This window comes from Streptomyces pratensis (assembly GCF_016804005.1).
Taxonomy (GTDB): domain Bacteria; phylum Actinomycetota; class Actinomycetes; order Streptomycetales; family Streptomycetaceae; genus Streptomyces; species Streptomyces pratensis_A.
In genome coordinates this window covers 7,183,889-7,210,312 of record NZ_CP051486.1, presented here as the reverse complement: position 1 = coordinate 7,210,312, position 26,424 = coordinate 7,183,889, and the positions used below count along the sequence as shown (strand labels likewise).

Annotated in this window: 23 protein-coding genes and 1 pseudogene; 13 read left to right on the top strand and 11 right to left on the bottom strand. The window is 71.4% G+C overall.

Annotated elements, in window-relative coordinates; translation table 11 throughout:
• Positions 1-59: 59 nt before the first annotated feature.
• Both HED23_RS30180 and HED23_RS30175 read left to right on the top strand, forming a co-directional pair.
• Positions 60-1,076: an ATP-binding cassette domain-containing protein gene (locus tag HED23_RS30180; RefSeq protein WP_238442171.1), complete on the top strand. Its 1,017-nt coding sequence runs from the start codon at positions 60-62 to the stop codon at positions 1,074-1,076.
• Positions 1,069-1,833, top strand: coding sequence for an ABC transporter permease (locus HED23_RS30175; protein ID WP_203186503.1), 765 nt, complete (start codon positions 1,069-1,071; stop codon positions 1,831-1,833). Before HED23_RS30180 ends, HED23_RS30175 begins: the two co-directional genes overlap by 8 nt.
• 164 nt (positions 1,834-1,997) lie before the next feature.
• On the opposite strand, the gene HED23_RS30170 is transcribed toward HED23_RS30175, so the two are convergent.
• Together HED23_RS30170 and HED23_RS30165 are read right to left on the bottom strand one after the other, a co-directional pair.
• Positions 1,998-2,594 (bottom strand): TetR/AcrR family transcriptional regulator, encoded by a 597-nt coding sequence (locus HED23_RS30170; protein ID WP_203186502.1) that lies wholly within the window; start codon positions 2,592-2,594, stop codon positions 1,998-2,000.
• A complete protein-coding gene (locus HED23_RS30165) occupies positions 2,581-4,101 on the bottom strand; it encodes an MFS transporter (protein ID WP_203186501.1) in 1,521 nt (506 codons plus the stop codon). The genes HED23_RS30170 and HED23_RS30165 overlap by 14 nt, the downstream gene beginning before the upstream one ends.
• 166 nt (positions 4,102-4,267) lie before the next feature.
• Between HED23_RS30165 and aac(3) the strand changes: the two genes are divergently transcribed.
• On the top strand, positions 4,268-5,140 hold the full coding sequence (gene aac(3), locus HED23_RS30160; protein WP_203186500.1) for an aminoglycoside 3-N-acetyltransferase: 873 nt from the start codon (positions 4,268-4,270) through the stop codon (positions 5,138-5,140).
• Positions 5,141-5,220: 80 nt separating this feature from the next.
• Here aac(3) and HED23_RS30155 read toward each other — a convergent pair whose 3' ends face one another.
• Positions 5,221-6,087 (bottom strand): AraC family transcriptional regulator, encoded by an 867-nt coding sequence (locus HED23_RS30155; RefSeq protein WP_203186499.1) that lies wholly within the window; start codon positions 6,085-6,087, stop codon positions 5,221-5,223.
• Positions 6,088-6,437: 350 nt separating this feature from the next.
• Between HED23_RS30155 and HED23_RS30150 the strand changes: the two genes are divergently transcribed.
• From HED23_RS30150 to HED23_RS35770, 5 genes are all read left to right on the top strand, one after another.
• Positions 6,438-8,669, top strand: a complete 2,232-nt coding sequence (locus tag HED23_RS30150; RefSeq protein WP_203186498.1) for an MMPL family transporter — start codon at positions 6,438-6,440, stop codon at positions 8,667-8,669.
• A 97-nt stretch (positions 8,670-8,766) separates the two neighbouring features.
• A complete protein-coding gene (locus HED23_RS30145) occupies positions 8,767-9,960 on the top strand; it encodes a sensor histidine kinase (RefSeq protein ID WP_203186497.1) in 1,194 nt (397 codons plus the stop codon).
• Positions 9,957-10,637 carry a response regulator transcription factor gene (locus tag HED23_RS30140; RefSeq protein WP_203186496.1) on the top strand — a complete coding sequence of 227 codons (681 nt, stop codon included), beginning with the start codon at positions 9,957-9,959 and terminating at the stop codon, positions 10,635-10,637. The genes HED23_RS30145 and HED23_RS30140 overlap by 4 nt, the downstream gene beginning before the upstream one ends.
• A gap of 111 nt (positions 10,638-10,748) precedes the next feature.
• Complete coding sequence (locus HED23_RS30135; RefSeq protein ID WP_238442170.1) at positions 10,749-11,822, top strand: tyrosine-protein phosphatase; 1,074 nt, start codon at positions 10,749-10,751, stop codon at positions 11,820-11,822.
• A 203-nt stretch (positions 11,823-12,025) separates the two neighbouring features.
• Positions 12,026-12,418, top strand: coding sequence for a M23 family metallopeptidase (locus HED23_RS35770; protein WP_274383043.1), 393 nt, complete (start codon positions 12,026-12,028; stop codon positions 12,416-12,418).
• A 188-nt stretch (positions 12,419-12,606) separates the two neighbouring features.
• Here the strand turns inward: HED23_RS35770 and HED23_RS30125 are convergent, their stop codons facing one another.
• From HED23_RS30125 to HED23_RS30110, 4 genes are all read right to left on the bottom strand, one after another.
• Positions 12,607-13,809, bottom strand: a complete 1,203-nt coding sequence (locus tag HED23_RS30125) for a MarR family transcriptional regulator (protein WP_203186494.1) — start codon at positions 13,807-13,809, stop codon at positions 12,607-12,609.
• A 397-nt stretch (positions 13,810-14,206) separates the two neighbouring features.
• On the bottom strand, positions 14,207-17,155 hold the full coding sequence (locus HED23_RS30120; protein ID WP_203186493.1) for a M48 family metallopeptidase: 2,949 nt from the start codon (positions 17,153-17,155) through the stop codon (positions 14,207-14,209).
• Positions 17,156-17,710 carry a hypothetical protein gene (locus tag HED23_RS30115; protein WP_238442169.1) on the bottom strand — a complete coding sequence of 185 codons (555 nt, stop codon included), beginning with the start codon at positions 17,708-17,710 and terminating at the stop codon, positions 17,156-17,158.
• 190 nt (positions 17,711-17,900) lie between these two features.
• A complete protein-coding gene (locus HED23_RS30110) occupies positions 17,901-20,117 on the bottom strand; it encodes a HelD family protein (RefSeq protein WP_203187695.1) in 2,217 nt (738 codons plus the stop codon).
• Positions 20,118-20,430: 313 nt separating this feature from the next.
• Here HED23_RS30110 and HED23_RS30105 point away from each other — a divergent pair, with 313 nt between their 5' ends.
• The 5 genes and pseudogenes from HED23_RS30105 to HED23_RS36150 form a co-directional block, all read left to right on the top strand.
• Positions 20,431-21,357, top strand: a complete 927-nt coding sequence (locus HED23_RS30105) for an ABC transporter ATP-binding protein (RefSeq protein WP_203186491.1) — start codon at positions 20,431-20,433, stop codon at positions 21,355-21,357.
• Positions 21,354-22,172, top strand: a complete 819-nt coding sequence (locus HED23_RS30100; RefSeq protein ID WP_203186490.1) for an ABC transporter permease — start codon at positions 21,354-21,356, stop codon at positions 22,170-22,172. Before HED23_RS30105 ends, HED23_RS30100 begins: the two co-directional genes overlap by 4 nt.
• Positions 22,173-22,220: 48 nt before the next feature.
• Complete coding sequence (locus HED23_RS30095; protein ID WP_420803058.1) at positions 22,221-23,441, top strand: sensor histidine kinase; 1,221 nt, start codon at positions 22,221-22,223, stop codon at positions 23,439-23,441.
• Entirely contained in the window at positions 23,438-24,043 is a 606-nt protein-coding gene (locus tag HED23_RS30090) for a response regulator transcription factor (RefSeq protein WP_203186489.1), read from the top strand. The genes HED23_RS30095 and HED23_RS30090 overlap by 4 nt, the downstream gene beginning before the upstream one ends.
• A 109-nt stretch (positions 24,044-24,152) precedes the next feature.
• Positions 24,153-24,239 (top strand): annotated as a pseudogene (locus tag HED23_RS36150) (pentapeptide repeat-containing protein); the annotation flags it as partial.
• A gap of 38 nt (positions 24,240-24,277) precedes the next feature.
• Here HED23_RS36150 and HED23_RS30080 read toward each other — a convergent pair.
• The 4 genes from HED23_RS30080 to HED23_RS30065 all read right to left on the bottom strand — a co-directional run bounded on the left by HED23_RS30080 (position 24,278) and on the right by HED23_RS30065 (position 26,392).
• Positions 24,278-24,748 carry a hypothetical protein gene (locus HED23_RS30080; protein WP_203186488.1) on the bottom strand — a complete coding sequence of 157 codons (471 nt, stop codon included), beginning with the start codon at positions 24,746-24,748 and terminating at the stop codon, positions 24,278-24,280.
• Positions 24,749-24,846: 98 nt separating this feature from the next.
• Positions 24,847-25,053, bottom strand: coding sequence for a hypothetical protein (locus HED23_RS30075; RefSeq protein ID WP_203186487.1), 207 nt, complete (start codon positions 25,051-25,053; stop codon positions 24,847-24,849).
• 20 nt (positions 25,054-25,073) lie between these two features.
• Positions 25,074-25,841: a hypothetical protein gene (locus HED23_RS30070; RefSeq protein WP_203186486.1), complete on the bottom strand. Its 768-nt coding sequence runs from the start codon at positions 25,839-25,841 to the stop codon at positions 25,074-25,076.
• The gene (locus tag HED23_RS30065) at positions 25,838-26,392 is read right to left on the bottom strand and encodes a hypothetical protein (protein WP_203186485.1); all 555 of its coding nucleotides are present in this window, start codon (positions 26,390-26,392) and stop codon (positions 25,838-25,840) included. The genes HED23_RS30070 and HED23_RS30065 overlap by 4 nt, the downstream gene beginning before the upstream one ends.
• Positions 26,393-26,424 lie beyond the last annotated feature (32 nt).

Genomic DNA, 26,424 nt, shown 5'->3' with positions numbered 1-26,424 from the left:
GTCCGTGGCTCCTGAATGGAAGTTTGCAGTTCCATTCCAGGTGTCTTAAGGTCCATCTCATGAGTGGAGAGAAGATGATCCGGGCCGAGGGTCTGCGTCGGACCTTCAAGGTGGGCAAGGAGACGATCGAGGCGGTGCGCGATGTCAGCTTCGACGTCGCGGGCGGGGAGCTGCTGGCGCTGCTCGGGCCGAACGGGGCGGGCAAGTCCACCACCTTGCGGATGCTCACCACGCTGCTGCCGCCCACTGCGGGTCGCGTGCACATCGCGGGCTTCGACGCGGCGCGCGAACCGGGCCGGGTGCGTAAGGCGATCGGCTACGTGGGACAGAAGAACGCCTGCGGGGAGAATCACCGCATCCGCGAGGAGCTCGTCACCCAGGGACGCTGCTACGGGCTCCCGGTTCGTGATGCGCGGCGCCGGGCCGACGAGGTGCTCGAGATCCTGGGCATCGGCGACCTTGCCGCCCGCCTTCCCGGCACCCTCTCGGGCGGGCAACGGCGGCGCGTGGACATCGCCCTCGGGCTTGTCCACGACCCGAGCGTGCTCTTCCTCGACGAACCCACCACGGGTCTCGATCCCCACAGCCGCGCCGGCCTGTGGGAGCAGATCCAACGTCTGCGCCGCGAGCACGGCATCACGATCCTGCTGACCACCCACTACCTCGACGAAGCCGACCGGGTGGCCGAGCGGATCGTCATCGTCGACCGGGGGCGGGTCATCGCCGACGGCACCGCGGCCACTCTCAAGGCAGGCCTGTCCGACGACCACCTGCACATCACCACGGCGGACATCGAATCGGCAAGCGCAGCCGCACGTGTGGCCGGCCGGTTGGCCGGTGTCTCCCAGGTCACGGCCGAAGGGCAGGCAGTGCACATGCGGATCGCCGATGCCGGCTCCGCCTTACCCGCCTACCTGCGGCTGCTGCACCACGCCGCGATCACGGTCACGCACGCAGGCATGCGCCGACCGTCCCTCGACGACGTGTTCATCAACCTCACCGGCCGAAGCCTCGACGAAACCGGCCACGCTTACGAGGACACCGGCGCCGAGCCGATCGGAGCCGGCCGTGCCTGAGCTCCTCCACGACACCGCCACGGTCTTCTCCCGTGAGATCACGCCCGAGCTGCGCTCCCCGGCCGGCATCGTCCTCGCCATGGGGCAGCCTCTGCTGTTCCTCGTCCTGTTCGGCTCGATGCTCGTCGGCACCGATGCCGACCTCGGGGCCGGTACCGGCGACATCTGGCAGTGGTTCGTCCCCGGCATCCTCGTGATGATGTGCCTCATGGGGCCGCTCTCGGCCGGTCACGGCATGCTCAGCGAAATGACAGGGGGACAGATGGAACGCTTCCTCGTCACCCCCGTCAGCCGCACCTCACTCATCCTCGGACGCGCCGCCAAGGACACGGCCACCCTGTTCGCCCAGGCGATCCTCATCACCGCCATCGCCATTCCACTGGGCATGGAACTCCACCTGACCGGCGCCCTGGCCACCATGGCGCTGCTCATCGTCATGGCGGTCGGACTCAGCGCCCTGTCCTACATCCTGGCCATCGCCTCACTGCCCAGCGGCAACCTGTTCTGGATGGTCACGCAGATGCTGATCTTCCCGGTCACGCTGCTCTCCGGCATCCTCCTGCCGGTCGAGGCCGCTCCCGGCTGGCTGAGCACGGCCGCCTCGGTCAATCCCGTCACCTACGTCGTAGACGCCGCCCGGGCCCTGTTCATCGGCGACTTCCCCGATGCGTCCGTGCTCCACGGCGCCCTGGCCGCAACAGCGATCGCCGCCATCGGGCTGGGCTTCTCCACCCGCGCCATGAAACGCGGCTTCTGAGATCGGTCGGGGAGGTCGGTCACGAGGTGAACCCCTCGATCAGCTCCTTCACCTTCGGAGCGGTCTTGCCCGGCGCTCCCCGCCGCTCTGAAGGCCTGGGCCGTGCGGCGTGACCGCCTGCCCGAGCACTGCGCCGAACCGTTCCGTCTCTACCGGGCCCCCGGTCACCGCGGCGACGACGGCGGTCCTGGCTCCACTTCGGTGAGCGCCATGAGGTCCGCGCGGGCCAGGGCCAGTTGGCCGGGGGTCAGGTACGGGGTGTTCACCGAGAAGATCAGCCCTTCCGCCGCGTAGCGGACGGCCAGGGCTCGTCCCGGGGGCAGGCCGTCGGCGTCGAACGCCTCGTTCCAGGCGCGGGCGTCGGCCTGCTGGAGCGCTTCGGCGGACTCAGCGGCTTCCAGGGTGCCCAGGGCGGCGAGCAGGCCGCTGGGGCTGAAGACGCGGGTCAGGTACTCGCTCCCCCCGGTGAAGGCGCGTACGTAGCCGCGGGTGAACTTGCCGGGGCGGTTCTCGGTGAGGTCGACGTGGGCGCGGACCTCTTCCCAGGACCGGCCGATGGTGTGCTCGATCACCTGGCTGATCAGCTCCTCCCGGGTCCGGAAGTGGTGCATCAGGCCGCTCTTGGTGACTCCGGCGATCGCCGCGATCTCAGCGAGGCTGGCCTTGGCCCCGCGCTGCTCGAACGCCTGCTCCGCCGCTTCGAGGATCGCGCGGCGCGTGCGCTCACGGTCGCGCACCAGCTCTCGTTCAGGCAGCGTCATGGTGCACCTTCCCCGTGGAGGCCGACGGGATCACCCGCCAGGCGATCACGGCCGCCACCAGCAGCAGGACGGCCGCCACGAATGATGTCATCTGCATCGCCGAGGAGAACGCGGCCCGGGCGGCGGCGATGACCGCCGCGTCATCGGTCGTGGCCAGCGCCGATGCCAGCGACTCGTGGGCCGTGGCGCGTTCTCCCGCGCCCAGGTCCTGCGGCAGCTCAAGCCGGGAGCGGTACATCGCGGTCTGCAGCGAGCCCAGGACCGCGATACCGAGGGCGCCACCCAGTTCGTAACCGGTCTCCGCGATGGCGGCCGCGGCGCCCGACCGCTCCTTCGGTACCGCACTGACCACCGAGTCGGTGGACAGTGTCATCGCGATCCCGATGCCGAGTCCCAGGGCGACCAGCGAGGCTCCGAGTCCCCAGTAGGACGCCCAAGGCGCGGTCGCGCCGATCCCGGCGAGACCGAGCGCGCCCAGGCCGAGGCCGAAGCCGATGGAGCGTCCGGCGCCCAGCCGGGTGACCAGGAAGCCGATCACGGCGATGACCACGATGGAGGCGAGGGTCGCGGGCAGCTCGGCGAGTCCGGCGTGCAGGGGACCGTAGTCCCGCACCATCTGGAGGTACTGGGAGAAGAAGAAGAGCAGGCCGAGGAAGGCGAAGATGGCCAGCGCGTTCGCACCGACGGCACCGGCGAACGCGGGGACCCGGAACAGCGAGACGTCCAGCAGCGGGACCGTGAGGCGTGTCTGCCGGCGCAGGAAGACCCATCCGGCGAGCAGCCCCACGACGGCGGCGAGGAGCACGGGCAGGTCGGGTCCGCTGCCGATCCAGCGCTTGACGGCGTAGACCAGGGGCACGATGGCCAGGATCGAGAGCGCCGAGGAGGCCAGGTCGATGCGGTGGCCGGTGGTGCCGCGTGACTCCGGCAGCAGGAACCATCCGCCGACCAGCGCCAGCACCATGATCGGCACGTTGATGAGGAAGACGGACCCCCACCAGAAGTTCTCCAGGAGTACGCCGCCCACCAGCGGCCCCAGGGCGGCCCCCGCAGTGGCGCCGACCGACCAGAGTGCGATCGCGCGCGTCCTCTGCGCGGGGTCGAGGAAGACGGAGCGCACGATCGACAAGGTCGAGGGCATCAGCGTGGCGCCGGCCACGCCGAGCAGGGCCCGGGCCGCGATCAGGGCCTCCGCGTCGGGTGCGAAGGCCGCGAGCACGGAAGCCGCGCCGAACGCAGCGCTCCCCATCAGCAGGAGGCGCTTGCGGCCGATCCGGTCGGCGACGTTGCCCATCGTGATCAGCAGCCCTGCCAGTACGAACGCGTAGATGTCACCGATCCACAGCACCTGCGTGGACGTCGGGGACAGGTCCTCGGTCAGCGACGGCACCGCGAGGTACAGCACCGTGCCGTCGATGGCGAGCAGCATCACGACGAGCACGAGTACGGCGAGCGCGGCCCATTCGCGGGGGCCCGCGAGCCGTGGCTTCAGCTGGAGATCGGTCATGTCCTACAACTTAACAAACCATATGGACGGCTAAGCCAACCAGCTGGTTGGTTCACGGTCCATGCGGCAGGTGTGCCGGAGGGCGGACGGCTCGGGCGGAGTGTCCGTCGAGCTGTCGACGCGGGAAGGTGACGCCCACCCGGCAAGGCGGCGATACCGTCCTCCCATGGATGCACCGCACCCGGACCAGGCCACCCTGCTCGCGCGTGCCGACGGCCCCGTCACCCGTGACCGGCTCGTCCGCGACCTGGGCGCGCTCGGTCTCGCCGAGGGCGACACCGTCATGTTCCACACACGGATGTCCGCCATCGGCTACGTGGCGGGAGGCCCCCCGACCCTCATCGGTGCCCTCCGTGAGGTCGTTGGGGACCGGGGGACCCTGATGGTGACCTGCGGCTGGAACGACGCCCCGCCGTACGATTTCACCGACTGGCCGCAGGCCTGGCAGGAAGCAGTACGGGCCGGTCATCCCGCCTACGACCCGGTGTCGAGCGAGGCCGACCATGACAACGGCCGCCTGCCGGAGGCACTGCGCCGGTGGCCCGGGGCCGTCCGCAGCCGGCACCCCGACGTGAGCTTCGCCGCGCTCGGGGCGGCGGCCGGCGAGCTGACGGCCGATCATCCGTGGGACGACCCGCACGGACCGGGCAGTCCGCTCGGCCGGCTGGTCGCCCTGGGAGGGCGGGTGCTGATGCTGGGGGCACCGCTGGAGACCCTCACCCTGCTGCACCACGCCGAGGCGCTCGCCGACGTTCCGGGCAAACGCTTCGTGGAGTACGAGCAGCCGGTCCTGGTCGGCGGTGAGCGTGTCTGGCGCCGCTTCCGGGACATCGACTCGTCGGACGGAGCCTTCGACTACTCCTCCGTCACGCCTGCCGGCCAGGATCCCTTCGAGACGATCGTCCGGGACATGCTGGCCGCCGGGACCGGCCTCCGGGGCAGGGTCGGTGCGGCCGACAGCCACCTGTTCGAGGCGGACGAGGTCGTGGACTTCGGCCTCGCCTGGATCCAGGAGAAGCTGGGCGGCGCCGCCGTGTAGTGCACCGGCAGCCCCCAGCCGTGCCCGTGCCCGCCCCGACCGCCGTGCCCGTGCCCGGCAAGGGGCCCGGTGGGGTCCCCTCAGGTGGCGGACCGCTCCACCGGGATCCAGAGCTCCGCGTCCGCCCGCGCCCCGTCCTCGGACAGCCGCACGCTCAGGATCTCCGGCCCGGGCCTGCTCCCGTACGGATTCGACGGGAACCACTGCGTGAACACGTCCCGCCACATGTACTGGAGTGTCTGCGGGAACGGGCCGGAGTTCTCGAAGACGGCCCACGTGCCGGCCGGGACGTCCAGGGCGTCCATGTCCTCGGGCACCTCGGCGCCCGTCACCACCCCGTGGTAGTAGTCGAGTTCGGTCCCCTCCGCGCGGCTCGGGTCGAGCTGGTCGCTGACCCCGACGATCCCCGCCGGCTCCTGGTCGGCCAGCGCGGCGATGCGCCGCAGGGTGTCCGGGGCGATGCCCCGGATGAAGTCGCCGATCGCCGGATTCGCCCCCTCGTGGATGAGCGGTACGCGGGCCTTCCTGCCGACCACACGGAAGGCGTCCTTGTCCACGGTCCTGTATCGCATGCTGCTGTTCCCTTCGACGATGAGGCGGAAGGACATCCGTTGCTGGGAATGCAGCGCCGCGCCCGTGCGCCGGGCCTCGCCCGGACCCACGCCGTGCATGGTGCGGAACGCCCGGGCGAAGGCCTCACCCGAGCCGTAGCCGTAGCGCGTGGCGATGTCCAGCAGCGTCCGCTCGCCGGCGAGCACCTCGGCGCCCGCCACGGTGAGCCGTCTGCGCCGGACGTACTCCGACAGCGGGAGGCCCGCCAGCGCGGAGAACATCCGCCGGAAGTGGTACTCCGACGTCACCGAGATGCGCGCGAGACCGGCCACGTCGATCGGCTGGTCGAGGTGGGACTCGATGTGCTCCATGGCCTGGTTCAGCCGGTCCAGCATTGCGGACTCCTTCCCTTTCGCTTCCTCACGTTAGGAAGGACCCACCCTGCCGGACCCGACATCCTGTGCCCGATGCGGTGGGGTGGGATCGGGAACGGGATCGGGATGGGGACCGGGATCGGGAACGGGTCCTGTCCGCATTCGGTCAGGACACGGAGCCGGCGACCGCGATGAGCCTGTGCGCGCCGTGCCGCTCCTTCCTGGCGTGCCGCTCCTTCCTGAGGAGGAGACCGTGGCCCGGCTCGTGCGAGCGCACCAGGCGGAAGTGACGGTAGGCGCACGACGCCGGAGAAGCCCCGTTTCGCGAGTCTTGAGCAGTACCCCACATCGGATGCGGAGATCTCAGACTCGTGGCTACCTTCCTGTATCGCATGGGCCGCGCCGCCTTCCGGCGGCGTTGGCTCGTGGTCCTCCTGTGGGCCGTGGTCCTCGGCGCCGTCGGGGCCGGTGCCGCCAAGGCTCCCGGCGCCGGTGACGAGGGCACGTCCTTCATGCCCGGCATCGAGGCGCAGAAGGCGTTCGACCTCATCGGCGAGCGCTTCCCGGGCTCGGACGCGGACGGCGCCGACGCACGGATCGTGTTCATCGCCCCTGACGGGCAGAAGGTGACGGCGGCCGGTCACCGCGCCGCCGTCGAGACGCTGGTGGAGGAGGCGGCCGGACAGCCCAAGGTCGCCGGTGCCGTGAGCCCCTTCCAGGCCGGCGCGGTGAGCGAGGACGCCTCCACGGCGTACGCCACCGTCAGCTACAGGGTCGCGGCAGGTGACCTCACCGACGCGGACAAGGAGGCGCTGGAGAGCGTCATCGGCGAGGCCCGGGACGCCGGACTCACCGTGGAGGTGGGCGGCACCGCGCTCGCCACGCAGCCGGCCGCGGGCGGGGCGGGTGAGGTCATCGGCATCGGGCTCGCCGCCGTCGTCCTGCTGATCACCTTCGGCTCTCTCGCGGCGGCGGGGCTGCCGCTGCTCACCGCTGTCATAGGCGTCGGCGTCAGCATGTGCGCGATCCTCGCCCTCGGCAGCGCCCTCGGGCTGTCCATGACCACCGGCACGCTCGCCTCGATGCTCGGCCTCGCCGTCGGCATCGACTACGCCCTGCTCGTCGTGTCGCGCTACCGCGAGGAGCGCGCGAACGGCCACGTGCCCACCGAAGCGGCGGGTCTCGCCGTCGGCACGGCCGGATCGGCCGTGGTCTTCGCGGGTCTCACCGTCGTCATCGCGCTGGCCGGACTGTCCGTCATCGGCGTTCCGATGCTGACGAAGATGGGGCTCTGTGCCGCCGGGGCCGTCGTCATCGGAGTCCTGGTCGCGCTGACGCTGGTGCCCGCCCTCCTCGGGATGTGGCCGGACGCGGTGCTCTCCCGGAAGGCGCGGCGCCGTGACTCCCGGGCCGCCGCCGGGCAGCACGGCGGGGCCGAGGACAACGGAGGCACACGCTGGGCCCGGTTCGTGCTGCGCCGCCCGGTCGCGGTGCTGGTGGCCTGTGTCGTGGGGCTCGGTGTGCTCGCCCTGCCCGCCGCCGACCTGGACATGGGCATGCCGGGTGCGGAGGCCAAGCCGGTCTCGTCGACGGAGCGGCGCGCCTACGACGCGCTCGCCGACGGTTTCGGCGCGGGCTTCAACGGTCCGCTGACGGTCGTCACCGACGTCCGGGGCGCGGCCGACCCGCAGGCCGCAGCCGCCTCGATCGCCGAGCGGATCAAGGGCACGGACGGCGTGGTGTCCGTCTCCCCGCCGCAGTTCAACGCGGCGGGCGACACCGCGCTCTTCTCCGCGGTGCCCTCCACCGGTCCGAGCGACCAGACCACCAAGGACCTCGTGCACACCATCCGGGCGGAGCGGCCCGGTCTGGAGGAGGCGACCGGGGCGACCTTCGAGGTCACCGGCTCCACCGCGATGAACATCGACGTCGCCCAGTCGTTGCAGGACGCCCTCGTGCCGTACCTGGCCGTCATCGTGCTGCTGTCCCTGGTGCTGCTGATGGTCGTCTTCCGCTCGGTGCTGGTGCCCGTGAAGGCCGCCTTCGGATTCCTGCTGTCGGTCCTGGCGTCGCTCGGCGCGGTCGTGGCCGTCTTCCAGTGGGGTTGGGGCGCGGAGCTGCTGGGGGTGGAGCAGGCCGGGCCGGTCATGAGCCTGATGCCGATCTTCCTGGTGGGCATCGTGTTCGGTCTGGCCATGGACTACGAGGTGTTCCTCGTCGCCCGGATGCGCGAGGCGTACGTCCATGGGGAGCGTCCCGCGCAGGCGGTCGTCACCGGCTTCCGGCACAGCGCCCGGGTGGTCGCCGCGGCGGCGGTGATCATGATCGCGGTCTTCTCCGGATTCGTCGGATCCGGCGAATCCATGATCAAGACCATGGGCTTCGGCCTCGCGGTCGCCGTTCTCCTCGACGCCTTCGTCATCCGCATGGCCTTCGTCCCCGCCGTCCTCGCCCTGCTCGGGCACCGGGCGTGGTGGCTGCCCCGGTGGCTCGACAGGGTGCTGCCCCGCGTCGACATCGAGGGCACGGGGCTGACCCGGGAGCCGGCTCCCGTGCAGGACCCCTCCGGCGGCGTCCGCCCGCAGGAACCGGTCCGCACCTGAGCGGGCACGCCCAGCGGGTCGCGGAGCCGTCGTCGGCGGCTCCGCGACCCGTGTCTGTCACGATGGCCGTATCCGTCCCGACCTCGGAGATCCCACGATGAGCACCACCTGGCGGCGACGGGCCACGTTCAGCCCCCGCACCGCCGAGGTCATGACGCTCGCGCTGCTGTTCGTGACCGCTGTCGCGGGCACCCTCCTGAGCCACTGGACGGTGCCCGGCCGCAGCACCCCGTGGCCCGGCCTCGTGCTGTCCGCGCTCGCCTGCGCCGCGCTGGTCTGGCGTCGCAGCCATCCGGTGCCGGTCCTGGTGGCGACCGCGTCGTGTGCCGCCGTCGAAGGCGTGATGGGCTATCTCATGACGCCCGTCCTGTTGAGCCCTCTGCTGGCCGCCCAGTACTCCACCGGTCTGCGGACCAACCGCGTGGCCGCCTGGTGCTGGGCGCTGGTGACCACCGCGGTGACGGTCGTGTCCGGCGTCTGGCACACCGAATTCCACTCCTACTGGATCATCGGCATCGCCAACCCCGGTGCCTGGATCCTGTTGTCGGCCGCCCTCGGGAGCTACGTGCGGGTCCGCCGCGACTACGCCGCCGCACGCGCCGAGCACATCTTCCGCGAGCGGGAGGAGGAGGCGCGCCACCGCGTGGTCCAGGAACGCATGCGCATCGCGCGCGAGCTCCACGACGTGGTCGCCCACCACCTCGCGCTGGCCAACGCCCAGGCCGGAACCGCCTCTCACCTCGCGCGGGCCGACCCCGACCGGGCGTACGAGATGCTGGGCAAGCTCTCCGGGACGACCGCCGCCGCCCTGCGCGAACTCAAGGCGACCGTCGGCCTGCTGCGCCAGGAGACCGACACCCCCGACGGCCTGGCCCCCGCGCCCGGCCTGGAGCAACTGCCCGAACTGGTCGCCGCCTGCGAGGCGGCCGGGCTGGTGGTCACCGTCACGACGGAGGGACAGCCGCAACCCCTGTCGTCGGGGCTCGGCCTGACCGCGTACAGGATCGTCCAGGAAGCCCTGACCAACGTGACCAAGCACGCCGCCACCGGTACCGCTCGCGTCCGGCTGACCTACACCCAGCGCTTCCTCACCCTCACGGTCACCAACGACGAGTCCTCCACCCGTCCTGCGGCCCGGCCCGACCCGGGCCAGGGCTTCGGACTCCTCGGCATGCGGGAGCGCGCCCTCGCGACCGGCGGCACCTTCCGGGCGGGGCCCCGCCCGCAGGGCGGATTCGAGGTCGCCTGCACCATTCCCCTGGACAGCCACGACGAAAGCACCGCCTCATGACCATCCGCGTCCTGCTCGCCGACGACCAGGCTCTGCTGCGGGCCACCTTCCGCATCCTCATCGAGTCGGACCCCGGTATGACCGTGGTCGGCGAGGCCGCCGACGGGCAGGAGGCGATCGCGCTCACGCGCGAACACACCCCCGACGTTGTCCTCATGGACATCCGCATGCCCGGCACCGACGGTCTGACCGCCACCACCGACATCTGCTCCCGGCCGGAACTGGTGGCCACCCGCGTCCTGATCCTCACCACTTTCGAGAACGACCAGAACGTCGCCGAGGCACTGCGAGCCGGTGCCAGCGGCTTCCTCGGCAAGGACGTCGGCCCGGACGTCCTCCTGACCGGCATCCGCACGGTCGCCGCCGGGGACTCCCTGCTCTCTCCCACAGCGACCAGAGCGCTCATCAGTCGTTTCCTGGCCACCCCTGACGACGAACCGCTCGCACCGCCGGAGGGGCTCGCCGCCCTCACGGACCGCGAGCGCGAGGTCATGGCCCTGGCGGCCCACGGCAGGTCCAACGCCGACATCGCCGAACAGCTCGTGGTCAGCCCCCTGACGGTCCGCAGTCACATCCAGCGCGCCATGAACAAGCTCCACTGCCGCGACCGTGCCCAGCTCGTCGTCATCGCCTACCAGAGCGGGCTGGTCAAGCCCCGTCCGTACGAGGGCGGCTGACGCCGCCACCGACGCGGCACCGCACCGGGATTTCCGCTCGGTTTCCACCCGCGTTCACCACTCGTTGCGAGGGGGACCTCCGAACCCGCCGAAGCTCTATGCATGATGCACATGACTCGCGTGAAGGCCTCCTCCTGCGCCCTGGCCGCCGCACTCCTCGTGGGGCTCACCGCCCCCGCAGTCTCGGCGCACGGCGCTCCCGCCCCCTCCGCGCGGGACGCGCACGCGCGCATTCCGTTCACGCAGGCCGAGGTCACCGCGTCCGACGACGGCTCCTACACGGTGGAGTGGAAGGCGCCCGGCGTACGCCGTGTCGCCGTCAAGGCGAACGGGCGCACCGTGGCGTCCGGTGGCGCGACCGGAAAGGTCATCGTCCGCGGGCTGCGCGCCGCCGACCGCCAGTGGTTCGACCTGGTGCCCGCGCGCGGCGGCTCCCTGCGCCTCGCCGACCGGCTCGTGGCGCTCGAAGGGTCCGTCAACTTCCGTGACGCGGGCGGCTACCGCACCGCCGACGGCCGCTGGGTGAAGATGGGCGAGATCTACCGCTCCGACGCCCTGGACAAGCTGACCACCGCCGATCTGGCGAAACTGCGGCGGCTGTCGATCCGCACGGTCCACGACCTGCGCACCGAGTCCGAGCGCTCGGCCGCACCCGACCGCCTCCCGGCGGGTGCCGAGCACGTCGTGGCCGACGTGCTGGCGGGGTCGCCCGCCTTCACCGAGATGCCGACGACCCCGGAGGAGAGCGTCGGGATGATGGTCGAGGGCGAGAAGTTCATGGTCAGCGGTGACACCGCCAAGGCCGCCTACCGCACGGTCTTCGGCGGGATCGCGGACGATGCCTCGCGTGCCGTCGTCTTCCACTGCACGGCCGGCAAGGACCGCACGGGCTGGGCGAACGCCGCCCTGCTCACCGCGCTCGGTGTCCCGCGCTCCACGGTCATGGCGGACTACCTGGCCTCCAACGACTACCGGGCCGAGGCCAACGCCGAGGCCCTCGCCTCGATGCCCGCCGAGCAGGCCGCGGTGTACAAGCCGCTGCTGGACGTCCGCGCCGAGTATCTCAACTCCGGCTTCGACGAGGTCGGGCAGGAGTTCGGTTCGTTCGGCGCCTACGAGAAGGAGGCGCTCGGCCTCGACGCCCGGGACATCCGCGACCTGAAGCGCGACCTGCTGGTGGGCTGAGGCCCGCCCGTGCCTCCGTCAAGTGTCCTGCGGCCCGGTAGGGGGGCCCAATCCGGACCAGGGGGTTGGCGGGGGCGGCACAGGGCCCCCTCCGGGCCCTGCGGCCCTTGTCGAAGGGGTGTCCAGGACCGGATCCTTGCATTCCTCCGCACCCGACGGGGATGCGGATTCCGGTGCTCGTGACACACGAAACGGAGACACGTATGGGCGGGAAGAAGAGGGTTCTGCGCCGCGTGGCGGTTGGGGCGAGTGCGTTGCTGACGGCGGTGGGCATCACGATGACGGGGGCGTCCCCGGCAGCCGCCGTGGACTACTACTACGAGCTGCCCTACCCGGCGGGGGAGGCCTACACGGTCACCCAGGGGCCGGAAGGGACGTACTCGCACACGGGCCCCTACAACGAGTACGCCTGGGACTTCGGCCTCCCGGCCAACTACGAGGTGTCCGCCGCGCAAGCGGGCACGATCGTCATCTCGAACTGGTCGCCGTACTGGCAGAACGGCATCGAGGTGATCATCAGGCACTCGAACGGGCAGTGCACCCACTACGCGCACCTGAACCAGTCGTTCTACGAGCCGGGCGACTGGGTCCCGTAGGGCCGGATCGTCGGCTACTCGGGCAGCACGGGCGCGTCCACGGCACCGCATCTGCACTTCCAGGTGATCAACTGCAACACGCGTGTGGGCCTGCCCGCCACCCTCCAGGGGTGGACGCCGTACACCGGGACCCGTCCCGTCAGCGTGAACTCGTACGCCTGATCCTTCGGGCGGTGACTGCCGTCTGATCAGGGGGACTTGAGCAGATCCCTGAGTCCTGCGGCGAGCGTACGGACGTCCCGCTCGGTGGGCAGGCCGAGGGGCGTCTCAGGTGCGGCACCCTCCACGGGCTGCCTGCACGGCCGGCACAGGCCGTCGGGCAGGGCCTCCGGGCGGCCCGGGGTGCCGCACTTGGTGCACTCCAGCATCACGCGGTGCACGGGCGCGCCCGGTGCGGGGGGCGCGGGCGGCGTCGAGGCGGTGGGGACGTGCGGCGGGATCTTGTCCGTGAGGCGGCGGCGGACGAAGCCGACGGGGGAGTCGACCCGGGCGGGGAGTCCGGCGGTGAGGGCCTGCGTGAGGTAGTCCGTGTTCACGCCGCGTGCGAGCCATTCGACGGCCAGCGCCTCCAGGACGGCGCAGTCGGCGGCCGAGAGGGTCAGGCGGGAGTCGACGCGGCCGAGCTGCGCCAGCGCGAGGTACGCGGGGGAGGGGCCTTCGGGGGCGGGGGTCCGCTGCTGCGGCACGGCGGGCACGGCGGCGGCCACGGGAGGCGCGGCGGGCAGGGAAGGCAGGGTAGGCGCGGCGGCCACGAAAGGCGCGGCGGGCACGGAAGGCGCTTCGGGCGCGGAAGGCGCGGCGGGCAGGGGAGGCACGGCGGCCAGGGAAGGCGCGGCGGGCGCTTCGGACGCGGCCGGTGTGGCCGGTGTGGCTGAGACGGGCGGCGCCGTAAGCGGGGCGGCGGCACCAGTGTCCTCCGGCTCCGGGCTCTCCGTGGGGACCTCCGTGGGGACCCAGGGCGGCGGCGGGGGCACAGTGCCGGATGAGGCCGCCGGGGTGACCTCGGTGGCGGCCCACCACTCGTTGTCGCGCGCGGTGCGTGACCAGAACGTCCGTGAGACCCAGCGCACTTGACCCGGCTCGCCGACGAGGCACCGCACGCGGCGAAGGTATCCGGCGGTGGCCAGCGCCTTCAGCGCCGAGCCGACGGCCTGTTGCCCGTACAGCGGCAGCTGCTTGGCGAGGCTCTTGACGTCCATCGAGGCACCGTCGGGAAGCTGGTCGATGAACCCGGCGATGTACCGCTCGCGGGCGGGAAGCAAGGCGAAGTCATGGGCGCCGCGCGGGCGTTGGCCGGGCATGGAGCGCTTGCCGTAACCGGGCTTGGCCATCGGGTACGGGCGCGAGGATGCGGGTGCGCGCAAGGCGAAGTTAAGGTGCTCGGTAGCCACGGGATCGCTCTTTCGATCTTGCGGTCAGACCCCGGCCTGGTGCGTCCAACACCGCGTCGGGGTCGTTCGGTTCTCGCACCGTAGGCAGTCGCGACTCTCCGCCGCAAGTCGGTCACGATTAGTCATACTTGCTGGCCGTGACGGGTCAGGGAGGGTGGGGAGGTTTTCCCGAACCCCCTTCTTTCCCTACCGGTTGAAAGGCACCGCTCGAATCCCGGCCCTCGGATCCCGGCCCCCGGATCCCGAAGCTCGGGCGTCGGGCGGAAGCCATGATTCCGGGCCCCGAAAGTGTGAACCGGCCCTCCACGACGCTCGGATCCCGAATCCCGGGTCCCGAGCGCCGGGTGCAAGTAGGCAGTGGCCGGGGATTCCTGTGGTGGGACATGTCGAAGCCGCATCACGGTCGCCCTGAAGCCGGGTTCCGGCCGGTGTGGTCACAGACGGCCGTGGAGCCCGTCGCGGCCGGACGTGAGGTGCCCCGATAGCCGCCTTCACGAAGGATTCCGTCGATTCCGGCGTTGACGGATTCGGCGCAGTGGGCAGCCGCTCTCAGGTTGCGCAGGGCATCCAGCAGGGCCTTGGTGTCGCGTGCGTCCAGCGCTTGGGTGCAGCGACGGCTTCCGGTGTCCGCCCAGGTGACCATCTGATGCCAGTCGGCTCGTACGACCGGATCGGCGGGCACGCGGAACCACAGTGTCTCGAACCACGCGGCCGTCTCCCAGTCGTCGCAGACCGGCGAAATCTCCCGGTGCAACGCACTGAAGCGGTCCTTCTCGGTCTGTACCGCACGAAGGGTGGCGGTCAGTCGCTGGTCGTACGAGATCGCCACGTCTATGAGTTCGTCGCCGCCGAGGCGATACCAGGCCCGGAGCTGCCTGAGGCGGGTGTGCTCCGAAAGCTGCGGGTCCGGGAGACCCCAGTTCTGCACCAGGTCGCGCTGGTACGTAATGGCATTGGTGCTGAGGCCGAGCTGGTACCTCCGGACAGCTCCGTCCGTCGCGGTGGCCGCGACGGACGCGGCACACAACAGCCCCACTACGAGGAGCTGAGCGCGAGTTCCACGGGTCCGTGCGGCCACATGACCGGTGACGCGTGTGCTCGGTGGCCGGCGACGGTGGAGAACACCGGTGACCAGAGCGGTGACGACGGCGGCGATCGCGGAGAGGGCAAGGGCGTTGTTCAGGACATACGTGAACGGGAACAGCGGCCGCCACCAGGCCGGCCGCCAGGCGCAGCTGTCGGACAGGACGTCGAGGGGAGTGATGCAGCCGTCCACGGACACGAGGAGGGCCATGGCGACGAGCCCCACGAAAGCTGCCACCTGACCGGCTATCAGAGCGAACAGCAGACGGTAGCGCCGGTCTGCGGTGCTCGCCACGGCGGCGGCCACGGCTGCCGGCAGACACAGTGCCAGCAGCAGAAGCCAGGCGTAGCGCAGGGCGTAGAGGCCGCCCCGTGCCTCCGGTACCGGTTGCCCGGTGTGGACGTACGCCTGGACGGCCACGACGGCCAGGCACGCCAGCGCCCCACCCGCCAGCCCGGGGCGTACGACCTTGCGCAGCGATGCCACAGGGCCTTCCGCCAGAGCCGCACGGGTCGGCTCCCAATGCGGGCTGCCCGCTGCCGGGCCCTTCGTCAGGGCGAGCAGCGGCAGGACCCACAGGAGGGTGATCGCCAGGGCGCCCATCGGTGTATCGGCGATGTTGCCCAACTGCGGTTGCACCACGGCGATGCCGGGGACCTCGGCCAGATCACCGGCCGGATCCGCGGAGGGAAGCCATCGCAGAATGTCGCGGGCGACCATCTGGGCGGTCGGACTGGTCCTGTTCAGATACGTGACCCCTGCGAGCAGCCACCACGTGAGCCACGACATCATGGCAACGGAGGAGACAGTCACACAGAGCGCGAGCGCGGGGCGCAGGGTCCGGCCGCGCGAGGCGCCGATCCACAGGCGTGCGCACTGCGTGACCCACCATCCGAAGGCCGCCCCCGCCGCCACGGGTACGAGCAGGATCAGCGGTCGCTCCGGCTGCCAGGACCAGCCCGCCCCGAAGCCGCTCACGACCAGGCCGACCGACATCCCGGCCCCCAGCCATCCTCCGGCCCGCGCTCCGGAGGGCATTCGGGTACGGGTCAGCAGGGCGTACGCGACCGCCCGCCACAGGGCGACCACGATCACCCCGGCCACCAGCGCACCGGGGACCACGACCAGGATCGCCATCAGGTTGTTGGTGAAGTTGACGCGGTACAGAGCGATCTGCCGGATGACCTGGGGCACGGCCATGACGGGCACGGTGCCGAGGAGGAAGAGGGGAAGGACCGCGACGCGGAACAGCGGCGCCGGGTCGGCGAGTGCCCCCTGGCGCAGACCCCAACGCGGGTGTGTGCGCCACAGTTCCAGGAACGAGTCGAGAGCGCGGCGCGCCGCACTCCGGTGCGGCGTGGTGGTGACCGACCAGCCGTGCGCGTCCGCCCCCCAGCGCACTGCGGTCAGATCGGCGTAGATCTCCCGGCTCCGCAGGGTGTCGGAGCGGGCGAGGTACAGCAGCACGACCATGACGACGGCCAGTGCCCCCGCCCGGTCCAGTTGCGGCACGCCGCCGTCCGCGGCCACCCCGTACATCACATAGCCCAGGCAGACCATGTACGGCAGCAGCACCAGCGCGAGGAAGACCCGCCACAGGGCCACCGTGAGGTAGGTCAGCGTGATGTCACGGTTGGCGATGTGGGCGAGCTCGTGCAGCAGCACCGCCTCGAACCTCTTCGGATCGCTGCGGCGGAGGGCGAGCAGGCCGCCGTGCAGACAGATGACGGGACGGCGGGTCCGGCCGAACACCACTGCGCCGACCGAAGTCGACGCGGGGTCGATCACCACCCGGGGGAGTGACTCCACGTCCGTCGTGGCGCACAGCGCGTCGAGCTGGGCGAGGAGCGCACCGCCTGGGTCGACCGACTCCAGCGGGACGACACGGCTGCGGCGGGCCTTCCACCGCGGGAGTACGGCGAAAAGCAGCCCGGCCATGACCATCAGCAGTAAGGGCCAGCAGGCAATCTGCCACCACGGTGGCGCGGGAGCCCAGATGGACATGCAGGACCGAAAGGCAACGCCCTGGCCGGTGATGCTGAGCGACGTGTTCCAGTAACTGCCGTCAGCGGGGTCCACACCTGCTGCCAGGGTGCATCCGGTCACGTCCCCATCGGCCAGGACCCTGAACACCTCCAGGATCATTGCCCCGCCGGCAGTCAGCATCAGAAGCAGCAGGGCGACGAACCGGGGACCCGTTCCCGCGCCCAGGACCTTCTCGTCGATCCGAAGCCGCTCATCCGCTCCGAAACCGGCGGACACCTAGTGCTGCCCGGTGGCCGGACCCTCGGCGCCCGGATCCGCCGGCGGATCCTGTGTCGGCGCGGGTGCGTCCGACTCGTCGGACAGAGCCAGCCGGGCCACCACCGCATCGGCGATCTCCTCGCCCCGCTCGGCCGGGAGCCCACGCTGCTCGGCCGCCGCCAGAATCAGCCCTCGGACCCAGGCCATCTGCTCCCGCGTCAGCGCCGGGACCGCTGCTATCGGGGCCGGTCGCCGGGACAGCCGCCGCACGACGGCCATCACCTTTCTCGAAGTGTTGTCCACCGTCGTGGTCACCATCTGCTGCGCCACCCCGTCGAGCACCAGCCACACGACGGGCGTCACCAGCGCGGCGACCTCTCCGATGCCGAATCCCAGGGGCTCGCGACGTGCGTCCTTGCGGCTCAGCCGCCGCGTCACCGTGGCGTCGTCGAAGCGGCGGAGCCCCTCCACGAGCGGCAGTTCATCCGGCGCGACGGCCTCCACGACCGAGCGCACCAGATCGCGCACAGGGTGCAACTGACCGTTGCCGGGCAAGTCGGTTCCGGATTCCACTCGTCCCCCAGACATCCTGCGCCCTCCCGGCCCGAACGAACCCGGGCCTCACGCGATTCACTGTGGCACGGGAAGAGACGGCCCGACAGAACTTTCCGGAACGAGGAGCGCCGCGCCGCAGGACGCTGTCGGGGCTCGGACAGGGCCGGTGCCGAGGTCCACCGAGCCCTGTGCCCACTCGTAGTGCCCCTCAGCGCAGCGACTCGGGCAGCTCCTCGCGGTGCACGATGCCCAGGCGCTGCGTGGCGCGGGTCAGTGCCACGTACAGGTCGCTCGTCCCGAACCGTCCGGGCTCCACGACGAGTACGTGGTCGAACTCCAGCCCCTTCGCCTCGCGCGGACCGAGCAGCACCACCGGGCGGGTGAGGTCGGGTTCGGCGCCCGCCGTGACCCCGTCGAGCGGAGCCGCGATCTCCTCGTGCAGCTCACGCGGCGCGATCACCGCGAGTCGCCCCTCCTCGGGCGTCAGCTCCTCGACGGCCCGCGCCACCGCGCCCGCCAGATCGGCCCCGGCATCCCTGGTCCACGGCGTCTCACCGGTGGACCGCACCGAACCGGGCGGCTCGAAGGACGGGTCCTGGGCCCGTACCACCCTGGCCGCCAGCTCCATGATCTCGGCGGGCGTACGGTAGTTGACCCCCAGCCGCACATGTTCGAAGCGGTCGCCGACGTACGGCTCCAGGATCCGCTCCCAGGAGCCGACACCCGCCTCCTCGGACGTCTGCGCCGGGTCGCCGACCAGGGTCAGCGAGCGGGTCGGCGACCGGCGCATCAGCAGCCGCCAGGCCATGGGCGACAGCTCCTGCGCCTCGTCGACGATGATGTGCCCGAACGCCCAGGTCCGGTCGGCCGCGGCCCGCTCCGCCGCGCTGCGGTGGTCGGCCTCCTCCTGCCGCTCCGCCATCCGCTCGGCGTCGATGATGTCGTGGGCCGCCAGGAACTCGGACTCCTCGTCCTCGAATTCGTACGACTCCGAGCCCCGGGACAGCTCCAGGACGCCCTGCGCGTAGGCGACACGCTCCTGACGCTCGGCCTCGGCGGCGGCCCGCTCGGCACTGTCGTCGGACCCGAGCAGCTCGGCCGCCTCGTCCAGGAGCGGCACGTCGGCCGGGGTCCACTCCGCGTCCGTGCCGCCCGGAGCGCGCCGGATGGCCTCCGCGTCCTCGTCCGGTACGTACACCGGCTCGGCCAGATAGCCGGTGAGGAACTCCTCGGGGGTGAGCACCGGCCACAGGTCCCCTACGGCGGCGTGCACCTCCTCGCTCGCGGCGACGCCCTTGCCGAGCTGGGCGACGTCGTCCGGACCCAGGAAGTTCGGGCCGCCGTACGGGTCGGCGCCGATGCGTTCGGTGAGCTGCCGGGTGAGGGCGTCGATGACGTTGAACGTGAAGTACGGCCGGGCGAGGTTGTGCGGCAGCCGCGTCTCGCGGGCCGCCTGCCGGGCCTCGTAGGCGATCTCCCAGTCCAGGACGAGGTCACCGTCGTCGTGCGGGATCACCACCGGAGCGCCGGGCTCGGGCAGGGCCTGCCGGTCGCGTACGGCGAGGGCGAGGGCCTCGGCCATCCCCGCGCCGCCCTTGACGGCCGCCGCGCGCGGGGTGTCCGTGCCGTGGGCGTGGACACCCGGGAAGAGCTCGGCCTGCGTGGCGAGCATGACGCCCGTCTCACCGAGGGCGGGCAGCACCTCGCCGATGTAGCGCAGGAAGGCCGGGTTGGGTCCCACGACCAGGACCGCGCGCTTGGCCAGCAGCTCACGGTGCTCGTACAGCAGGAAGGCCGCCCGGTGCAGAGCCACCGCCGTCTTGCCGGTGCCCGGGCCGCCCTCGACGACGAGGACCCCACGGTGCGGGGCGCGGATGATGCGGTCCTGCTCCGCCTGGATGGTCCGCACGATGTCGCCCATGCGGCCGGTGCGGGCGGAGCTCAGCGCGGCGAGGAGCACGGCGTCACCGCTCGGGTCCTCGAAGCCGCTGCGCTCGCGGTCCCCCAGGTCGAGGATCTCGTCGTGCAGCTCGGTCACCGTCCGGCCGTCGGTGGTGATGTGTCTGCGCCGGCGCAGCCCCATGGGCGTGTGTCCGGTGGCGAGATAGAAGGGCCTTGCCACCGGTGCGCGCCAGTCGATCAGAAGGGGCGTGTGTTCGGTGTCGTCCTCACGAATTCCGATACGGCCGATATGGTGCGCGGCGCCGTCGTGGAGATCGATACGGCCGAAGCACAGCGAGCCGTCCACCGCATTCAGGGACGCCAGCAGACCGGAACGCTCGGCGACGAGCACATCGCGCTCGTGACGGGCCTGCAGGCCGTTCCCGACCGGCGTCAACGCGTCCTCGACGTGCTGCGCGGTGACCCCGCGCAGCGTGTCGACACGGTCGTGGAGCCGGTCGATGAATTGCTGCTCCTTCTGCAATTCGACGTTTTCGCGAGTTGACAAAATCGCTCCCTGCCGGATATGGTGTTGCTTAGTGGCCCCCGGTGAGGGGCCTTTTCTGTGGGCACACAGAAACATCCAATATACGTGAGGAAATCCCCGGTCCGCAATTGCGCACCGGGGATTTCCCGTGTGCGGCGGCACCCGGGCCACGGGAGCGGTGCGGTCCGCCGTGCGCCCTCCGGACGACCGCCCGTATGACGCCTGTCATGTCTCCCCGTTACGGGCGTCATACGGACCCGATGACACACCGCACTGCCGCCCGGCCACGATCGCCGGGAGTGTGGAACGCATGAACACAGTCATCGAAACCGTCGGACTGAAACGGAGCTACCGGGGCTTCGACGCCGTACGCGGCATCGACTTCACGGTCGCCCGTGGAGAACTGTTCGCCCTGCTGGGCACCAACGGCGCGGGGAAGACCTCCACCCTCGAACTCCTGGAGGGCCAGGCGCTCCCCACCGGCGGCACCGTCCAGGTGCTCGGCCGTGACCCGTTCCGCGACCGGGCCGCCGTGCGGCACCGCATCGGCGTGATGCTCCAGGAAGGCGGCTTCCCGCCGGAGCTGACGGTCCTGGAGACCGTACAGATGTGGGCCGGCTGCACGAGCGGCGCCCGTCCCGCCGACGAGGCACTCGCGCTGACCAACCTGTCCGACCGGCGCAAGGTGAGGGTCAAGCAGCTCTCCGGCGGCGAGCGCCGCCGCCTCGACCTCGCGCTCGCCCTGCTCGGGCGGCCCGAGGTGCTGTTCCTCGACGAGCCGACGACCGGCCTCGACGCCCAGTCCCGCCGCGACACCTGGGACCTGATCCGCGAACTCAAGCTCCAGGGCACGACCGTGCTGCTCACGACGCACTACCTGGAGGAAGCCGAACAGCTCGCCGACCGGCTCGCGATCATGCACAAGGGGCTGATCGCCACGACCGGGCGGGTGGCCGACGTGGTGGCCGAGCGGCCTTCCCGGATCAGCTTCGAGCTGCCCCGGGACCGCTTCCTCGGCGAACTTCCGCCGCTCGCACCGATGGGCGTGACCCGGCACTCGACCGAGGGCGGAACGGTCCTGCTGGAGACCCGGGACCTACAGCGCACCGCCACGGAACTGCTCACCTGGGCCCGGCACACGGGTGTCACCCTGCACGCACTCGACGCCCGGTCCGCATCACTGGAAGAGGCCTTCATGGAGATCGCCAAGGGCCTGGACAAGGAGGAGACGCGATGACGACCACCGCGAGCGTGACCCGACCGGACAAGACCGCGCCCGCGCCCGCGCGGAGCAGTGTGGTGAGCCGGCTGGCAGCCCTCGGCCGCGCGGAGCTCACATTGCTGATGCGCAGCAGGGCGGCACTGTTCACCGCCCTGCTCGTGCCGGCCGTCACCGCCTTCTCGATGCGGAGCGTGGTCAAGAGCCTGGACCTGGGCGGCACCGGCCTGTCGATCGCCACGGTCCTGCTGCCCGGTTCGCTGGGGCTGGCACTGATCTTCTCCGTCTACTCGAACCTGGTCGGGGTGTACGTCACGCGCCGCGAGAGCCTCGTGCTCAAGCGGCTGCGTACGGGCGAGGTCCGCGACTGGGAGATCTTCGCCGGCGGAGCGCTCCCGGCCCTGATGCTGGCGCTCGTGCAGAGCGTGCTGCTGATCATCGGCCTGACGGTGGTGCTGGACGCTCCCGCGCCCGCGGCGCCGCACCTGGTGGTCCTCGGCCTGCTGGTGGGCGGGGCGATGCTCGTGGCTGCGGGAGCGCTGACGGCCGCGGTCACCCGGACGGCAGAGAGCGCACAGCTGACGTTCCTGCCGTTCTGGCTGCTGAGCATGATGGGCTCCGGGATGTTCGTACCGCGTGATGTACTGCCTGGCGTGGCCGGCGACATCAGTGCCTGGCTGCCCTTCTCCCCGGTGATGGACCTCCTGCAGGGCGGCTGGACGGGCAGCCTCGGCGCCGTCGACCAGATCCGGCTGTTGCTCGCGGCTCTGGCCTGGACAGGTGTGGCGGCCCTCGGAGTGCGGCAGTGGTTCCGTTGGAGCCCCCGCGGCTGACACCGCGCAATCGCGTACTCCGGGCCCCCGGACGAGGAAGTGGGAACCATGAGCACCATGAGCGTGGAGGACTGGGTGGAGAGGCTGGGGGGCCCGGACGGCCCCAGCCAGTACCGCAGCTACGCGGTGTACAGCGTCGGGGTCCTGTCCGTCAGCGAGATCGGTCTGTGGACGCTCTGGATCGTGCGGAGCGACGCCGGGGCGGTGGTGCCGGCGATCGTGGCCGTGCTGGGCGTGATGCACGCCGGCGTCCAGCTCCTGCTGTGGCGTGCCGCCCTGAACCACTACCTCGCCCTCGCTCCCCGGCCCTACCTGCTCGTCGTGGTGTACACGGCCCTGACCACGGCCATGGCGGCACTGGGATGTGCGCTGCTGTCGTCCGGCCGCATCGACGACAGCGAGCTGACGGCCTACATGGTGTGGCTGCTGATGTTCTACGCCGGACCGCCCGTGCTGGCGCTGCGGCTCGGTCGGGGAGCGGGACTCGTGGCCGCCGTCGCGGTCGCGTCCCTGGCGGGAAGCGTCGTGGCGGGCCTGACGGGGGAGAACCTGGGCCTGCTCATCGGTGCCACCGTGGTCATGGTCCCGTTCATGGCCTCGGCGTCCCTGGCCTCCGGCTGGGGCGTCCGGCTGGTCGAGCAGCTGGCCGCCGCACGGGAGACACAGGCGCGCCTCGCCGTCGCCGAGGAACGGCTGCGCTTCGGCCGTGACCTGCACGACGTCCTCGGCCGCAACCTCGCCGTCGTGGCGCTCAAGAGCGAACTCGCGGCACAACTGGCGCAGCGCGGCCGGCCCGAGGCCGTCGAGCACATGGTGGAGGTGCAGCGCATCGCGCGGGACTCGCAGAGGGAGATCCGCTCCGTGGTCCGCGGCTACCGCACCGCAGACCTGCACACCGAACTCGCCGGAGCACGCTCCGTCCTGGAGGCCGCGGGCATCGACTGCCGCATCGAATACGGACCGGCGGGCCGTCTGCCCGCCGACGTGCAGTCAGCCCTCGGCTGGGTGGTTCGCGAGGGGACGACGAACGTGCTCCGCCACGCACAGGGCGCCTCCAGCTGCACCATGGCACTGCGTACGGCGGGCCGGACCGAGGCCCTGCTGGTCATCGAGAACGACGGCGCGTCCGAAGCGCCACCGGGCGCGGGGACAGGACTGACCGGGCTGAAGGAACGCCTGGCGGGACTGAGCGGCACACTGAGCACCGAACACTATTCCGGCGGACGCTTCCGTCTCACCGCACGCGTCCCCTGGGAGGATGACGAATGATCACGGTCCTGCTCGCGGACGACGAACACCTCATCAGGGGCGCGCTCGCCTCGCTCCTCACCCTGGAGGACGACATCACCGTCGTCGCGCAGGCCGGGACCGGCGACGAGGCCCTGGCGATGGCCAGGGCGCACCGCCCCGACGTCGCCGTGCTCGACCTCCAGATGCCCGGCCTCGACGGCGTGGGCGTCGCCGGACAGCTGCGCGACTCCGTGCCCGGCTGCGCCGCGATGATCGTCACCAGCCACGCCCGTGCAGGGGCCCTGAAGCGCGCGCTGAGCGTCGGGGTGCGCGGCTTCGTACCCAAGACGGTGTCGGCGCACGACCTCGCACAGATCATCCGCACCGTCCACAACGGCGGACGCTACATCGACCAGGAACTCGCGGCCGACGCCATCGCCGCGGGCGACTCCCCACTGACGCCCCGCGAGGCGGAACTCCTGTCGTACGCCGAGGACGGGGCCCCGGTCGCGGACATCGCCTCCCGCGCCTCGCTGTCCAGCGGCACCGTCCGCAACTACCTCTCGGCGGCGGCGATGAAGCTCGGCGCGGAGAACCGCCACGTCGCCGCCCGCATCGCGCGGGAACACGGCTGGCTGTGAGGCCCGCTCCCGCCGGCCCGGCCCGGCTCGGCGGACAGCCGGGCGAGCCACGGTTTTCCGCGATCCCCCACGCGGTCGGCATCACCCGGCCCGCCGAAGCCGCTTCCGCCGAAGCCGGTTCCGCCGAAGCCGCTTCCGCCGAAGCCGGTTCCGCCGAAGCCGCTTCCGCCGAAGCCGGTTCCGCCGGGCTGGGTGATGCCGGGATGCCGAGTGGAGCGGCCGGTCAGAGAACGGTCACGTCGCGAGGGCGGTGCACGCGGTCCGGGGGACCCAGATGTGGGAGCTGATGCTGTTGTTGGCGCTGCCCCAGATCGATTCGTTCTCGAAGTAGTTGTCGCTGAGGTTCGAGGCGAAGCCCTCGGCCCGGGTCAGGCAGATGTGGGGGTTGAAGTTGTTTCCGATGTTCGGGTTCGCGAGGAACTTGACCTGTGAGTACAGCCCCTTGTTCAGGACCGAGGACGCGCTGTTGTTGTCCGACCCCTGGAAGCTGCCCCCGGAGTCGCCCCAGTTCTGGTCGTCGCCGATCGCGAGGCCGAGTTGCCCCTCACAGTTGTAGCCGTTGTAGGCGTACACGTAACCGTCGCGAGCATTCTCGAAGTTGTCCCAACACGTGGCCGCCGGAGCGGCGGACGCGCTGGGCACGGGACCGGCGAGGCTCATGCCGACGAACACGGCGCCGACGGCCGCGGCAGAGAATTTGCGCATGGTGAACTCCTTCAATGGGTGTGTGATTGCAGTGCTCGGCGGACGCGTCATACGGCCGGATCCGCCGCGGGTGAAGTCCGGTAGGGCTCGGTGGAGTGTCAGGAAAGGACGTCCTCGGCCTGGGACAGGGCACGCAGGCGCATCTCGCGGTAGTCGTACCTCTCGTCCTCGTACCGCTTCAGCGCCTTCTCCTGGTACGAGGTCTCAAGGGCACGCATGATCTTGGCCAGGGAGGTCTTCGCGGCACAGGTCGCGTCGAGGACCGCCAGTGTCCTGTCGAACCTGTGCGCCTCGGCGGAAGGCATTTCACACGTGGCGTACGGGCTCAGGAGCCGGCCGGGCAGTAGCCCTGCGGGCAGAACGAGGCGGCCGCCACCGAGGCCGACTCCGCGTACGTGGCATCCCACTCGTCCTCGGGCCCGGCGACGAGAACCGCCCACCGCACCCCGTCCTCGGCGACGAAGGCCCGGAGCAGCGACTGCCGGATCGTCCCGTCGTCACGCGGCACGCGGTACTCCAGTTCCGCGGCCTGCGACTCGTCGCCGGGCTCCGACTCGTCCAGCCGCAGACGCTGGTAACCGGCGGCCTCCCCCACCAGCCGGTCCGTCTCCTCCAGGGCGTCGTACGGCGTGTAGCCCTCCTCGGAGATCCGGTAGATCTGAAGGAAGCCCTCCCCGCCGTCCGTCTCGTAGAAGACGACGGTGCCTTCGTCGCGGGGGTCCTCCCGGCGCTGCCAGCCCTCCCTGACCTGGACACCGAAGCCCTCGGTGTCCTCCTCCATCACGAATCCCGGCGGCGGCTCCTCGGCGGTGGGGGACGCGCTGTCGGCGCCGCCCTCCTCGGTCCCGCCGGCCCCCGGGGCGGTTGTGCCCTCCTCGGCCCCGCTGGGGGTCGCCTCCGCGGAGGCCTCCACTCCTTGCTTCCCGTCGTCGCGGAACAGCAGCCGTCCGCCCCCGAAGGCGACCGTGCCCACGACCGCGACCGCCACCGCGACGGCCGCGATGCGCAGGCTCCGTTCCAGGGCGTACGACTGTCCGGTGTCCGGGGCCGGGGACGGCTGCCACAGCTGCCCCTCGGAGTTCCATCCCCTCATGACAGCATTCCCGTGATCACTCCGGAGGCCACCCCGGCAGCCGTCTGCCCGCCCACGGACCCGGCCGCCCGGCCCGCCAGCGCCGCCAACCGCCGCAGCCGGCCCGGTTGCACCCCGCCGGTGGTCTCGATCTCCCGCTCGGCCTCGGCTGCCTCCGCCCGGAGCTCACCCGACTCGCCGCGCAGCAACCGCAGCGCGTCGACCAACTGCGGCGTCGCCTCGATGAACCGTTCGGACCGGTCGGTGGCCTTCGCGTCGGGGCCCGACGCCGCGGCGCCCCCGGTCATGCGGCCGATGGAGATACCACCCGGTACCGGAGGCAACACGGGCGGCGGCGACACGTTCCCGCCGCGCGGCCGGCCGATCCGCCTGCCGGCGTCCTCGGCCTCCGCCCGCGGTCCCGCCGCGAGTGCCCCGCCGTCGAACTCACCGACGGCGATGCCACCCGCCGGTTCCTCCCCGGGCGATTCCGCGCCCGCCTGCTCCGCACCGGTGTCCTCGTCGGCGCCCGGCTCCCGGCCCGTACGCTCCGTGTCGCTGCTTCCGCCCATGTCCCCGCTCCCCTGCTTGCTTGTCCGCCGCC